Raw genomic sequence first — 13,022 nt, forward strand, 5'->3', positions numbered from 1 at the left:
GGAAGGGTCAGGCGGCGGGGACGTTGCGCTCGATCTCGGCCAGCCACGCCGTGGCCGAGACGTCGGACGGCATACGCCAGTCACCGCGGGGCGACATCGTGCCGCCCGCGACGACCTTGGGCCCGTTGGGCAGGGCGGAGCGCTTGAACTGGCTGGCGAAGTAGCGCCTCACGAAGACCTCCAGCCAGTGCCGGATCGTCTCGAGGTCGTATGCCGGCCGCTCACCTTCGGGGTAGCCGGCCGGCCACTCACCGCTCCCCGCGTCGGACCAGGCGTGCTGGGCGAGGAAGGCGATCTTGCTCGGTCGGTAGCCCCGGCGGAGCACGTGGTAGAGCGTGAAGTCCTGCAACGCGTAGGGCCCCACGGAGTCCTCGGTGGACTGGACCTTCTCGCCCTCCTTGGTGGGGATGAGCTCGGGGCTGATCTCCTGGTCGAGGATCTCGCCGAGGGTGTCGTTGACCTCGCCCTCGAACTGCTGCGAGGCCACGACCCAGCGGATGAGGTGTTGCATGAGGGTCTTGGGGACGCCGGTGTTGACGCCGTAGTGGCTCATCTGGTCCCCCACGCCGTAGGTGCACCAGCCGAGCGCCAGCTCGGAGAGGTCCCCGGTGCCGAGGACGATCCCGCCGCGCTGGTTGGCCGCGCGGAAGAGGTAGTCGGTGCGCAGGCCGGCCTGGACGTTCTCGAAGGTGACGTCGTAGACCTCGTCGCCGTCGCCCGCGGGGTGGCCGAGGTCCTTGAGCATCTGCGTGGCCGCGGGCCGGATGTCGAGGGTCTCGAAGGTGATCCCGAGGGACTCCATGAGGTGGATGGCGTTGGACCGGGTACCCTCGCTCGTCGCGAACCCGGGCATGGTGAAGCCGATGATGTCGGTGCGGGGACGGCCGAGCCGGTCCATCGCCTTGGCGGCCACGATGAGGGCGTGGGTCGAGTCGAGGCCCCCGCTGATGCCGATCACGATCTTGGGCTGGCCGATGGCGCGCAGCCGCTGCTCGAGCCCGGACACCTGGATGTTGTAGGCCTCGTAGCAGTCCTGGGCGAGCCGGGCCTCGTCGTCGGGGACGAACGGGAAACGGTCGACCTTGCGCCGCAGCCCGAGGTCGCCGGTCGGCGGGTCGAGCTCGAACGCGACGACGCGGAAGGACTCGCCGCCGGGCTCGCCGATGCCCTCGACGCGGCGGTTGTCGTCGAAGCTCCCCTGGCGCAACCGCTCCTGCCGCAGCCGGTCGAGGTCGACGTCGACGACCGTCGCGCGCGGCCCGGTGGGAAAGCGCTCGCTCTGGCCGAGCAGGTCGCCGATCTCGTAGACCATCGTCATGCCGTCCCAGGAGAGGTCGGTCGAGGACTCACCCTCGCTCGCGGCGGCATAGAGGTAGGCCGCGTTGCAGCGTGAGCTGGCGCTGCGGGCGAGGAGGTGCCGGTCCTCGGCCCGGCCGACGGTGATGGGGGAGGCGCTGAGGTTGAGCAGCACCGTCGCCCCCGCGAGGGCGGCGCGGTGGCTCGGCGGCACCGGCACCCACATGTCCTCGCAGATCTCGACGTGGACGGTGAGCCCGGGGACGTCGCTCGCCTCGAAGAGGAGGTCGGTGCCGTAGGCGATGTCGCCGTCCTCGTCGGCGCCGGGCCAGTGCGGGCGGTTGACGAGCGTGTCGACCGCGTCGTCCCCGGCGGCGAACCAGCGCTTCTCGTAGAACTCGCGGTAGTTGGGCAGGTAGGACTTCGGCGCGACGCCGAGGACGCGGCCGCCCTGGATGACGACGGCGCAGTTGTAGAGGCGGTTGCCGATGAGCAGGGGGGCACCGACGACGACGACGGGGGTGAGCTGGGCGGTGGCCTCGGCGATGGTGACGATGGCGCGGTCGACCTCGTCGAGGAGGACGTCCTGCAGGTGGAGGTCGTCGATGGCGTACCCGCTGAGCCCGAGCTCGGGGAAGAGGGCGACCGCGACGCCGTCGTCGTGGAGGGTCCGCACCTGCTCGAGGGTTGCCTGGGCGTTCCTCGCCGGGTCGGCCATGACGACGGGCAGCGTGCAGGCGGCGACCCGGGCGAACCCGTGCGCGTAGGCGTTGCGGAAGTCCATGCCGCGAGTCTGTCAGAGCACGCGCACGTTCCCGGTTCGCGCTGTGCACTGCTGCACCCCGGCGCAGCAGTGCAGGCCGACGGTGCACTGCTGCACCCCAGCGCAGCAGTGCACAGGCGGAGAGTGCGGTGCTGCCGCCCGGCGCAGCAGTGCACAGGGGGAGTGTGCGGTGCTGCCGCCCGGCGCAGCAGTGCACAGCGGTGCGCGAGAGGGTGTCGGCGGCGGCTGGCAGCGTGGGAGGCGTGCTCATCCACGCCGACGCGGACGCGTTCTTCGCCTCGGTCGAGCAGCGTGACCACCCCGCGCTGCGCGGCCGCCCCGTGGTCGTCGGCCCCCAGGTGGTCGCCTGTGCAAGCTACGAGGCGCGGGCGCTCGGCGTCCATGCCGGTATGCCGTTGCGTCTCGCCCTGCGTCGCTGGCCCGGGCTGCTCGTGGCGGAGTTCCGGGGGGAGGCCTATGAGGCGGCGAGCGCCGCGCTCATGTCGCTGTTCACGGACGTGACGCCGCTCGTCGAGCCGGGCTCGATGGAGGAGGCCTTCCTCGACGTCTCCGCCCTCGACGGTGGATCGGTCGAGGAGGCCGGCCGGATCGCGGCAGACGTGCGCGCCCGGGCTCGGCGTGAGCTGGGCCTGCCCGTCTCGGCCGGCGTCGCCCGCGCCAAGCTCTTCGCCAAGCTGGCGAGCCGACGCGCCAAGCCCGACGGGCTCGTCGTCGTCGACGCCGAGACGGAGGCGCGTGTCCGGCCCCGCCTCCCCGTGGCCGACCTCTGGGGCGTCGGCCCGGCCACGTCCGGGCGGCTGCACGACGCCGGCATCGTGCACGTCGCCGACCTCGCCGGGTGGAGCGTCGACGCCCTCGTGGAGCGACGGGTCGCCAAGGCGATGGCCAGGAACCTCGTCGCGATCCGGGACGGGCAGGACGACGCGACGATCCGCCTGCCCGGCCCGCGCCGGTCGGTGTCGTCGCAGCGGTCGCTCGGTCGGGCCACGCGGCAGCGCTCGGTCATCCGGGACGCCCTGCGCGACAACGTCCTTCGCGCCCTGGACCGGCTCGGCGACGACCCGCGCGCACCCACCCGCCTCGACGTCCACATCCGGTTCGACGACGGGCACACGCTCGTGGCCCCCGGCCCCCTCGAGGAGCCGGAGCGGGACCCGGCCGCGCTCGTCCGGACGGCGCTCGCGGCGCTGGAGCGGACGGCATACGAGGACGACGGCCGCGGCGTGGCGATGGTCGGCGTGTCGTTCGCACTCCCGGCCGTCAGCTCCGGGTGAGCATCGTGGTGAGGAAGCCGACGACCACGGCCACGTGCGCCTCGCCGTCGAGGGGCTCCTCGTCGAGGCTGGCCCGCAGGGTGAGCTCAGTGAGCCCCGCGACGACACCGACCGACTCCGGCTCGGACAGCGCCCGCAGCTCGCGGTGGTGGGGGCGAGCCCGGGCGACGAGCTCGCGCAGGTACGCCGCGTGTGTGTCGATGAGTCGACGGCGGGCCTCCAGCCCGGTGGGGCCCAGGGTGTGCGACTCGAGCATGTGCGCCTTGGCGAGCTCGGGGTCCGACCCGAGGTGGCCGAGGTAGGCCGCGACGCCGCCGCGCACCTGGTCCTCCATCGGCGCCGCAGGGTCGGTGACGACCGACTCGATGGACGCGATGAGCTGCTCGGAGCGCGCGGCATACAGGGCGAGGAACGCCTCGTCCTTGCCGGCGAAGTGCTCGTAGAAGGTGCGCTTGCTCGTTCCCGCGAGGCGGGCGACGTCGGCGACGGTGGTCCTCGCGAGGCCCTGCTCGACGAGGGCCCTGCCGAGGGCGCCCAGCAGTCGCTCCCGCAGGGGAGCCGCCGCCGAGGGGGCGTTCGCGGACGACAGCGACCGGAGACGCCATGGCTGCACTCCCGCGCGTCGTCCCCGGGCGCGCCGGCGTCACGCGGCGTCACCCGGCGTCGACGGTGGCGGCGCTCCTCGCCGTGCTGCTCGTCCCCGGCGGCTGCGCCACCCGGTCAGACGGCCCACGCGAGGGCGCGGCCTACGCGATGTCGGTGGACTGCCCACCCGCCCCGGCGACGGGGACGGGCATTCCGACCGTCGACCAGCTCAACGCCGTCGTCGCCCGTGCCGACCTGCCGCACTGGCAGGCGGGCGACATCGGCGCGAGTGCGCGGCTGGGCGACGGCCGGATCGTCTGGCTGTTCGGTGACACGCTGCGCCGTCCGGGAGTCGCGCCGGGCATGGTCGCCAACTCGATGCTCGTCACGTCGGGGCTCTGCCTCAGCCAGGTGCTGCCGACGGCGAGGGGCGCGGTCATCCCCGACGTCGAGCCCGGCGTGGTGCGCTGGCCGATGTCGGTGACGGTCGTGCGCGACGGCGGCGCCGAGAAGATCGTCGTCCTCACCGGTCGGATCCGGCGCGGGGGCAGCCAGGACGTGTGGGGGTTCCGCTACCTGGGGTCGGACGCCGTGACGTTCACCGTGGAGCCGGGCGAGGCGCCCCAGCTCGAGGGCATCCTCCGGCTCACGCCCGACGACGAGAGCGCCCAGCAGGTCGACTGGGGCTCGGCCGCCATGCTGTCCGACGACCACGTCTACGTCTACGGGACGGCGCTTCCGCCCGGGACCGCGTTCGGGCGGGCCCTCATGGTGGGGCGCACCGCCCTGTCGAACCCCACGGACCGACGGACATGGGAGTTCTGGGACGGGTCGCGCTGGCAGCCCGATGCCCGGCGCGCGGCGCCGGTGATCGCCGCGGACGGCGGGGTGTCGCAGACGCTGTCGGTGGACGAGGTCGACGGCGAGGTCGTCGCGGTGTCCAAGCAGGACGGGGACCTCGGCTCCACGGTGGCGACGTGGACCTCGGACACGCCCGTCGGCCCGTGGACCCGCACCGCTGCCCTCGCGGCACCGTTCCTCACCGGCACGGACCAGTTCAGCTACGCGCCGCTGGCGCACCCGGAGGTCCCGCTCGCCGGTGGGGCACTGCTCGTCTCGATCTCCCGCAACACGACCGACCTCGAGCGCCTGCGCCAGGACCCGACCGTCGGCCGGCCGCTGTTCGCGCAGATCAGGGGGTGAGGATGACCTTGCCGGTCGCCCTGCGCTCGTCGATGTCGACCAACGCGACCGCCACCTCCTCGAGGTCGCGGACGGAGCCGATGACCGGATCGAGCACGCCCGCCTCGAGCAGCGGCGCGAGGTCGTCCCACTGCCGGCGGACGAACCCGGGGCGGCCCATCCAGTAGGCACCCCAGCCCACGCCCACCACGTCGATGTTGTTGAGGAGCAGCCGGTTGACCTTGACCTCGGGGATCGAGCCGGCGGTGAAGCCGATGACGAGCAGCCGGCCGAGCGGCGCCAGCGAGCGCAGCGAGTCGGTGAACCGGTCCCCGCCGACCGGGTCGACGACGACGTCGACACCGTGGCCCGAGGTGAGGTCGGCCACCGCGTCCCTGAACCCCTCGGCCAGGACGACCTCGTCGGCGCCCGCCCGGCGCGCCACGTCGGCCCGGGTGTCGTCGGACACGACGGCGTACACCGTGGCGCCCCACGCCTTGGCGAGCTGCACCGCGGCGGTGCCGATCCCGCCGGCCGCCCCGTGGACGAGGACCTTCTCGCCCTCGGCGAGGCGTCCGCGGTGGCGGAGGGCGAAGTGGCAGGTGAGGTAGTTCATCGGAAGGGCCGCGCCCTGGTCGAACGTCACGCCGTCCGGCAGCGGGAGGACGAGGTCCGGGTCGCACACGACCTGCTCAGCGAACCCGCCGAGGAACGGGAAGGCCGCGACCCGGTCACCGACCTCGAGACCGCTCCCGGCCGGGGCGACCCTCACGAAGCCGGCCACCTCGGCGCCGGGGGTGAAGGGCGGCGGCGGCTTCACCTGGTACTCGCCGCGGGTCAGCAGCACGTCGGGGTAGGCCACCCCGGCGGCAGCGACGTCGATGAGCACCCGGCCGGTGGGCACCTCTGGGGTGGGCACGTCGACCACCTCGACCGCGTCGGGTCCGTCGAGCCGGGTCACCATCGCTGCGCGCATACCCGTGATCCTAGGAGCCGCCTTCCGGGGGGGACCCCGGGAGCCGCCCGCCGATTGGTCCGGCTCCGAGGGAATGCCACGGCCCCCGGGTGGCTTGTTCTTTCGTGCCTGCACCCCGCCATGCCCTCTGGGCCACCATTGCCCTCATCGTCGGCGGCTTCGCCATCGGCACCACCGAGTTCGTCACGATGGGTCTGCTCCCGGACATCGCCGAGGGCGTCTCGGTGTCGATCCCGCAGGCCGGCCACACCATCTCGGCGTACGCGGCCGGCGTCGTCGTGGGCGCCCCGCTGCTCGCCGTGCTCGGGGCGACCTGGCCGCGCAAGGCGCTGCTCGTGGGCCTCATGGTCGCGTTCGTCATCGGCAACGTCGGGACCGCGCTCGCGCCCGACTACGACTGGCTCCTCGTCGCCCGGTTCGTCTCCGGCATGCCGCACGGCGCCTTCTTCGGCGTCGCCGCCCTCGTCGCGGTCGACCTCGCGAGGGCCGGGCAGTCCGGTCGCGCGGTGAGCCGGGTCATGCTCGGCATCCCCGTCGCCAACGTCGCCGGGGTGCCGGGGGCGACGTGGCTCGGTCAGAACTACGGCTGGCGCTCGGCCTACTGGCTCGTCGCCGTCCTCGGCGTGCTCACCGTCGCCATGCTCGCCACCTGCATCCCACACATCGCGCGCAACCTCGAGAGCACGATCAAGAGCGAGCTCAAGGGCTTCGCGACGACCCAGGTGGCGCTCACCCTCCTCGTGGGGGCGATCGGCTTCGGCGGCATGTTCGCCATGGCGAGCTACATCGCGCCGACGGTCACCGACGTCACCGGGCTCGACGCGGGAGCCGTCCCGATCTTCCTCCTCGCCTCCGGCATCGGCGGTCTCGTGGGCACGCCGCTGGCCGGCCGGCTGGGCGAGTGGTCGGTGCTGCGCTCGATCACCATCGGCTGCGTCGGCATGGGCGTGAACCTCGTGGCGTTCGCCCTCACCGCGCAGTGGTGGCCGACCGCCCTGTTCTTCTACTTCCTCTCGTCGGTGCTCGCCGGGATCCTCGTCGTCAACCTCCAGCTGCGCCTCATGCAGGTCGCCGGGCAGGCTCAGACCCTGGCCGCAGCGAGCAACCACGCGGCGCTCAACACGGCCAACGCCCTCGGGGCCTGGCTGGGGGGCCTCGTCATCGCCGCCGGCTGGGGCTACACCGCGCCGAGCTGGATCGGCGCGGGACTGTCCGTGCTGGGCGCCGTCGTGCTCGGCCTGAGCCTGCTCAAGCACCGCTCCGACACCCGGCCGGTGCTGGCCCGGGCCTAGAGTCGCTCGCATGACCGAACTCGTCACCAGCCGGATCGAGGCCGGTGTCGCGCACGTCGCGCTCAACCGTCCCGACAAGCTCAACGCGCTCACCCTCGACACCCTTGAGCAGCTCGTCGACACGGCGCGGCGGCTGCACGGGGACCGGACGCTGCGGGCCGTGGTCCTCTCCGGCGAGGGCGACACCTTCTGCGCCGGGCTCGACTTCGCCGCCGTCCTCAGCGAGCCGCGACGCGTCGCCGCCGCGTTCGCCCCGCGACCGTGGCGCGGCACCAACACCTTCCAGGAGGCGTGCTGGGCGTGGCGGCGGCTGCCCGTGCCCGTCATCGCCGCGGTCCGGGGCCACTGCCTCGGCGGCGGGCTTCAGATCGCGCTCGCGGCCGACTTCCGGGTCACCGCGCCCGACGCCTCGTGGAGCGTCCTCGAGGCCAAGTGGGGGATCATCCCCGACATGAGCGGCATCCAGGCGCTCTCCCAGCAGGTCGGGATGGACGTCGCCAAGCGGCTGACGATGACCGGCGAGACCGTCTCGGGCACCGAGGCCGTCCGGATCGGCCTCGCGACGCAGGAGCACGACGACCCGTATGCCGGTGCGCTGGCCCTCGCGGCCGCGATCACCGAGCGCTCGCCGGACTCCGTCGCCGCCACGAAGCGGCTGTTCAACCGGACGTGGAGCTCCGGCGACCGTCGGACCTTCCGGTGGGAGCGTCTCGAGCAGGCCCGCCTCCTCATGGGCGCCAACGCGGCCGAGGCGCGGCGGGCGGCCACGCGACGCGAGCGGCCGGCATACCGACCGCGTGCCGGCATCGACCCGAGAGGCTGACGCCGTGGCGACTGAAGCCGAATCGGAGGTGAGCACCCGGCACATCACCTGCGTGCTCTGCGAGGCGATGTGCGGACTCGAGGTGCAGGTCCGCGGGCCCGAGATCGTCAGCATCAAGGGCCACAAGGAGGACCCGCTCTCGCGCGGCCACATCTGCCCCAAGGGCGTCGCGCTCCAGGACCTTCACACCGACCCCGACCGGCTCCGGCGCCCGGTCAGGCGAGTCGGGGACGAGTGGGTCGAGATCGGCTGGTCCGAGGCGATCGACCTCGCCGCCGACCTCCTGCACGGGGTGCAGGAGCGGCACGGCCGCGACGCCGTCGCGACCTACCTCGGCAACCCCAACGTGCACAGCCTCGGCGCCCTCACCCATGGGATCTCCGTCCCGCGCACCCTCCGCAGCAAGCACGTCTTCAGCGCCACGAGCGTCGACCAGCTGCCGCACCACGTCGTGGCGTGGGCGATGTACGGGCACCAGTTCCTCCTGCCCGTCCCCGACATCGACCGGTCCCGGCTGGTCGTCCTCGTCGGGACGAACCCGATGGCGTCCAACGGCTCCCTGTGGACGGTGCCGGACTTCCCCGCCCGGGTGCGCGAGCTGCACGACCGTGGCGGGCGCCTCGTCGTCCTCGACCCGCGCCGCACCGAGACGGCGGCTGTCGCCGACGAGCACCACTTCGTCCGCCCGGGCACCGACGCGACCGTCCTGCTCGCGCTCGTCCACGTCGTCCTCGCCGAGGGCCTGGCCCGCCCGGCGGCGTACGTCGACGGGATCGGCGCGCTCCGGCTGCTCGTCGCGGACTTCACGCCCGAGGTCGCGGCACGCGTCAGCGGCGTTGCGGCGCAAGCCATCCGCGACCTCGCTCGCGACATCGCGCAGGGAGGCGCCGCGGTCCACGGGCGGATGGGGGTGTCGACCCAGGAGTTCGGGGTCCTCTGCCAGTGGGCGATCCAGTGCCTCATGGTGATCACCGGCAACCTCGACCAGCCCGGCGGCACGATGTTCACCACCCCGGCGGTCGACATCGTCGGGCGCGGCCTCATCGGCCGCGGCCACCGGGGTCGGACGACGTCGGCGGTGCGCGGGCTGCCCGAGTTCGGCGGCGAGCTGCCCGTCTCGGTGATGGCCGAGGAGATGGAGGGTGACGCGCCGGCGATCCGCGCACTGCTCACCATCGCCGGCAACCCCGTGTCGTCGACCCCGGCCGGCTCACGGCTGTCCGAGCGGATGGCCTCGCTGGAGGCCGTCGTCGCCGTCGATCCCTACATCAACGAGACCACGCGACTCGCGCAGGTGATCCTGCCGCCGACGGGCCCGCTCGAGCGCGACCACTACGACCTCATCTTCCACACGCTCGCGGTGCGCAACACGGCTCGCTTCTCTCCCGCGCTCTTCGAGCGGCCCGACGACGCACGCCACGACTGGGAGATCGCCCGCGACCTCACCCTCGCCCTGCTGCGGCGTCGCGGACGCCGTCCGTCGCTCCAGCAACGCCTGCGCCTCGCAGTCTCGCCCCGGCTCTCGATCGACCTGCTCCTGCGCTCGGCTCGCACCGGGCTGTCCGTGCGTCGGCTCGCCCGCACACCCGGGGGGGTCGACCTCGGGCCGCTGCGGCCCTGCCTCCCCGAGCGGCTGCGCACGCCCGACCGCCGCATCTCGCTCACCCCCGAGGTCGTCACGGACGGGCTCGCCCTCCTCAGGTCGCGGCTGCCCGCCCTGCGCCGGGCCGCGTCGAGCGACGACCTGGTCCTCATCGGCCGCCGGCACCAGCGCGACAACAACTCGTGGATGCACAACAGCCCCCGGCTCACCCGAGGTCGGCCTCGCCACCAGCTCCTCATGCACCCGGACGACCTGGCGGCCCGCGGCCTCAAAGACGGGTCGCTCGCCACCGTGACGTCCGAGGTCTCGTCGGTGCGCGTCGACGTCCGCGCCAGCGACGAGGTGATGCGCGGCGTCGTGTCCCTGCCGCACGGCTACGGTCACCGCCGTCCCGGCGTCCGGATGGCCCACGCCGTCGAGGTCCCCGGCGTGACGATGAACGACCTCACCGACCCGGCCCGCGTCGAAGGGGTGTCGGGCAACGCGGTGCTCAACGGCATACCCGTCGTCGTCACCCTCGCAGCGACCGACGAGCCCTGACCTCGAGCTCGAGAGGTCAGCGCTCGGTTCCGCCGGCGCCGCGCGGTTGGACCAGACCGTTCTCATAGGCGTAGACCACGGCCTGCACCCGGTCTCGTTGGCCGAGCTTGGCGAGCACGCGGGCCACGTGCGTCTTGACGGTCGTCTCCCCGAGGAAGAGCTCCCGCGCGATCTGCTGGTTGGACGAGCCGCGGGCCAGCAGGGCGAACACGTCGCGCTCCCGGGCGGTCAACCTGCTCATCAGGTCAGTGCGCGGACGTCGGTCCCGCGTGTAGTGCGCAATCAGCCGCGCGGTCACCGCAGGAGCCAGGATCGACTCGCCCCCGGCGACCGCCCTGATCGCCGCAGCGAGCTGCTCGGCCGGGGTGTCCTTGAGCATGAACCCGCTGGCGCCGATGCGCAGGGCCTCGTAGACGTACTCGTCGAGGTCGAAGGTCGTGAGCATCACCACTCGGGTCCGGTTGTGGGGCGCGCTGAGGATGCGTCGAGCGGCTTCGAGCCCGTCGAGGACCGGCATCCGGATGTCGAGCAGGGCGACGTCCGGCTGGGTCTCGTGTGCTCGAAGGACGGCGCGTGCCCCGTCGTCCACCTCGGCCACGACCTCGATGTCGTCCTCGGCCTCCAGGATGAGTGCGAGGCCATGGCGCACCAGGTCCTGGTCGTCGGCGATGAGGACGCGCAACCTCGTCATGCCGGAGTCCTGGCGGCCGAGTCGTCCAGGGGCAGCGTCGCGCGGACCTGCACCCCACGCCCGGAGCAGCCGTCGAGGGCGAACGTCCCCCCGTGGAGACGGACGCGTTCGCGCATGCCCGTGACCCCGAGTCCGGCGGGTGCGTCCGGCCGGAGCCCGTGACCGTCGTCAGCGATCTCGAGGGTCAGTCGATCCGGGTGGTAGGCAACTCGCACCTCGACCCGGGTCGCCTCCGCATGGCGGATCACGTTCGTCAGCGACTCCTGGACGATCCGGTGCGCGACCACGTCGAGGCCCCCGGGCAGGCTTCTCGGGGCACCCTCCACGATCACGTCGACGGCCAACCCGCCGGCGCGGACCCGGTCGACCAGCTGGGCAAGATCGCCCATCCCGTGCGCGGGGCCGGATCCGGCCCCCGACGGCGTGACGAGCGCCATGAGGGCGTCGAGCTCCGCCAGGGTCTCGTCACCGGTTCGCTCGATGGCGCCGAGGGACTCGACCGCACCCGACCGGCCGCGGTCGGTCGTGCGACGAGCGGCCCCGGCCTGGACCACCATGACCACGAGGTGATGGGCCACGACGTCGTGCAGCTCCCGGGCCAGGCGGAGGCGCTCCTCGACGGCTGCCGCCGACGCGCGCAGCTCGCGGGTCCGATGCAGCTCGTCGGCCTGCGCCGCGACCTCGGCGACCAGGGCCTGCTGGGTGCGGGCGGCGGCTCCTCCCACCCATGCCATCGTCAGCAACAGGACGGGAAAGACGTGGTCATCCTGTCCGGACGGCCCACCCACGGCATTCACCCCGACGACTCCCGCGATTCCCACACCGAGCGGGACCCATCGGCGTGACCTCGAGCGCGCCTGCCCTGCCGCGGCTGCGAGAAGCATCCCGACGACCACCATGACGGTGGAGACCCCCACCACGAGGGAGAACAGGCAGGCCCCAGCCCACCCGAGCACGGCACTCTCGATGGGTCGAGAACGCCGGGCCAGCAGGGGGAGCGCCATGGCGCCGGCGAGGGCGCACGCGGTCGGGGCGGCCACACCGGCGTGCCGGCCCAGGAAGAACGCCTCCGTCATGGCGAGGCCGAGGACCGCAAGGGTCAACCACGGTTCCAGCGAGTCGCGCGCGGGAACGACGTCCGGCGGCGACGTAGGATGACTCGCTGTCGTCTCGGTCGCCCGCATGTCGCTGAGGGTGCGCCGCATGTCAGCCAGCGCTCGGCGCCCCTCTTCCTCGATCTGCGCGACAACCCCGGTGGCCCTGGTCGGATCCGTCGGGATGAGGCGCCTGGCTCGCCGGGCGGCGTCCGTCATGGCGAGAACCCGCCCGTGCAGCAGACCTTGGATCGACGTCGCGGCCAAGGCTCGCGCCTCCAGGGCCCTCGCCTCGGCGACAGCCGCCATGGAGTCCGCGATCTCGCTCGCCCGGGCCGCCAGCAGCGATCGAGCCCGCGCTCGCAACGCGATCGCTTCACCCGTGAGCGCGAAGGAGCCGAGGATGCCCACGGCCAGCAGGCCCGACGACAGGCTGCGGTCGCTCACCCCGACCACCAGGCCGCACGCCACCGTGCCCACGACGCCCAAAGGGCGAGCCGAACCCTGCGCGGCGAACCGGCCCAGGGCGTAGGCCGCGACCACCAGGCAGAGGTAGCCGACGAAGGTGCCCTCGAACAGACGCGCCGACGCCCACGGCAGCTGCACGACGAAGGCCGAGGTGACGACGAGCCACACGAGGCGGGGGTGCGAGCCTCGCCAGAGGAGGGGAAGAGCGGTGAGGATGGCGAGGGCCAACCGAGCGCCGTCCGGGCCGTACACCGCGACGGCCTCGACGACTGCACCCAGGGTCAGCGCGAGGGCCGGGGCAGCTTCGCGAGGCCACGACACGTTGTCACGATAGGACACGGCTTCGGCCCTCGCGTCCTCCTTCGGGAGGAACCCCGGTCCTGCTCAGGGCCACCCGGGCGGACGGTCAGCAGG

General features: G+C 73.1%; 10 protein-coding genes. 5 read left to right on the plus strand and 5 right to left on the minus strand.

Annotated features, from left to right (window positions below):
* Positions 1-7 precede the first annotated feature (7 nt).
* Positions 8-2,080, minus strand: a complete 2,073-nt coding sequence (locus AC3EU2_RS08520; RefSeq protein ID WP_488179273.1) for an NAD(+) synthase — start codon at positions 2,078-2,080, stop codon at positions 8-10.
* 242 nt (positions 2,081-2,322) lie between these two features.
* Here AC3EU2_RS08520 and AC3EU2_RS08525 point away from each other — a divergent pair, with 242 nt between their 5' ends.
* Entirely contained in the window at positions 2,323-3,354 is a 1,032-nt protein-coding gene (locus AC3EU2_RS08525; RefSeq protein WP_488179274.1) for a Y-family DNA polymerase, read from the plus strand.
* On the opposite strand, the gene AC3EU2_RS08530 is transcribed toward AC3EU2_RS08525, so the two are convergent.
* Positions 3,341-3,967: a TetR/AcrR family transcriptional regulator gene (locus tag AC3EU2_RS08530; RefSeq protein WP_488179275.1), complete on the minus strand. Its 627-nt coding sequence runs from the start codon at positions 3,965-3,967 to the stop codon at positions 3,341-3,343. The two genes, AC3EU2_RS08525 and AC3EU2_RS08530, sit on opposite strands and share 14 nt — an antisense overlap.
* Here AC3EU2_RS08530 and AC3EU2_RS08535 point away from each other — a divergent pair.
* A complete protein-coding gene (locus tag AC3EU2_RS08535; protein ID WP_488179276.1) occupies positions 3,958-5,142 on the plus strand; it encodes a DUF5005 domain-containing protein in 1,185 nt (394 codons plus the stop codon). The two genes, AC3EU2_RS08530 and AC3EU2_RS08535, sit on opposite strands and share 10 nt — an antisense overlap.
* Here AC3EU2_RS08535 and AC3EU2_RS08540 read toward each other — a convergent pair.
* The gene (locus AC3EU2_RS08540; protein WP_488179277.1) at positions 5,132-6,097 is read right to left on the minus strand and encodes an NADPH:quinone oxidoreductase family protein; all 966 of its coding nucleotides are present in this window, start codon (positions 6,095-6,097) and stop codon (positions 5,132-5,134) included. The two genes, AC3EU2_RS08535 and AC3EU2_RS08540, sit on opposite strands and share 11 nt — an antisense overlap.
* A 104-nt stretch (positions 6,098-6,201) precedes the next feature.
* On the opposite strand from AC3EU2_RS08540, the gene AC3EU2_RS08545 reads away from it, so the two are divergent.
* Genes AC3EU2_RS08545 through AC3EU2_RS08555 form a run of 3 tightly spaced genes read left to right on the plus strand, consistent with a single transcriptional unit; the run spans position 6,202 to position 10,355 of the window.
* Positions 6,202-7,389, plus strand: a complete 1,188-nt coding sequence (locus AC3EU2_RS08545; RefSeq protein ID WP_488179278.1) for an MFS transporter — start codon at positions 6,202-6,204, stop codon at positions 7,387-7,389.
* A gap of 10 nt (positions 7,390-7,399) precedes the next feature.
* The gene (locus AC3EU2_RS08550) at positions 7,400-8,212 is read left to right on the plus strand and encodes a crotonase/enoyl-CoA hydratase family protein (protein ID WP_488179279.1); all 813 of its coding nucleotides are present in this window, start codon (positions 7,400-7,402) and stop codon (positions 8,210-8,212) included.
* 4 nt (positions 8,213-8,216) lie between these two features.
* Entirely contained in the window at positions 8,217-10,355 is a 2,139-nt protein-coding gene (locus AC3EU2_RS08555; protein WP_488179280.1) for a molybdopterin-dependent oxidoreductase, read from the plus strand.
* Between the two features lie 16 nt (positions 10,356-10,371).
* Here the strand turns inward: AC3EU2_RS08555 and AC3EU2_RS08560 are convergent, their stop codons facing one another.
* Together AC3EU2_RS08560 and AC3EU2_RS08565 are read right to left on the minus strand one after the other, a co-directional pair.
* On the minus strand, positions 10,372-11,046 hold the full coding sequence (locus AC3EU2_RS08560) for a response regulator (protein WP_488179281.1): 675 nt from the start codon (positions 11,044-11,046) through the stop codon (positions 10,372-10,374).
* Positions 11,043-12,929, minus strand: a complete 1,887-nt coding sequence (locus AC3EU2_RS08565) for a sensor histidine kinase (protein ID WP_488179282.1) — start codon at positions 12,927-12,929, stop codon at positions 11,043-11,045. The genes AC3EU2_RS08560 and AC3EU2_RS08565 overlap by 4 nt, the downstream gene beginning before the upstream one ends.
* Positions 12,930-13,022 lie beyond the last annotated feature (93 nt).

It is taken from the genome of Knoellia sp. B-D-2 (assembly GCF_057714695.1).

What these genes read in the sequence shown, in the direction of transcription:
- AC3EU2_RS08550 (WP_488179279.1), top strand. Translation starts at nt 7,400, where the DNA reads ATGACCGAACTCGTCACCAGCCGGATCGAGGCCGGTGTCGCGCACGTC.
- AC3EU2_RS08535 (WP_488179276.1), top strand. Translation starts at nt 3,958, where the DNA reads ATGGCTGCACTCCCGCGCGTCGTCCCCGGGCGCGCCGGCGTCACGCGG.
- AC3EU2_RS08520 (WP_488179273.1), bottom strand. Translation starts at nt 2,080, where the DNA reads ATGGACTTCCGCAACGCCTACGCGCACGGGTTCGCCCGGGTCGCCGCC.
- AC3EU2_RS08540 (WP_488179277.1), bottom strand. Translation starts at nt 6,097, where the DNA reads ATGCGCGCAGCGATGGTGACCCGGCTCGACGGACCCGACGCGGTCGAG.
- AC3EU2_RS08560 (WP_488179281.1), bottom strand. Translation starts at nt 11,046, where the DNA reads ATGACGAGGTTGCGCGTCCTCATCGCCGACGACCAGGACCTGGTGCGC.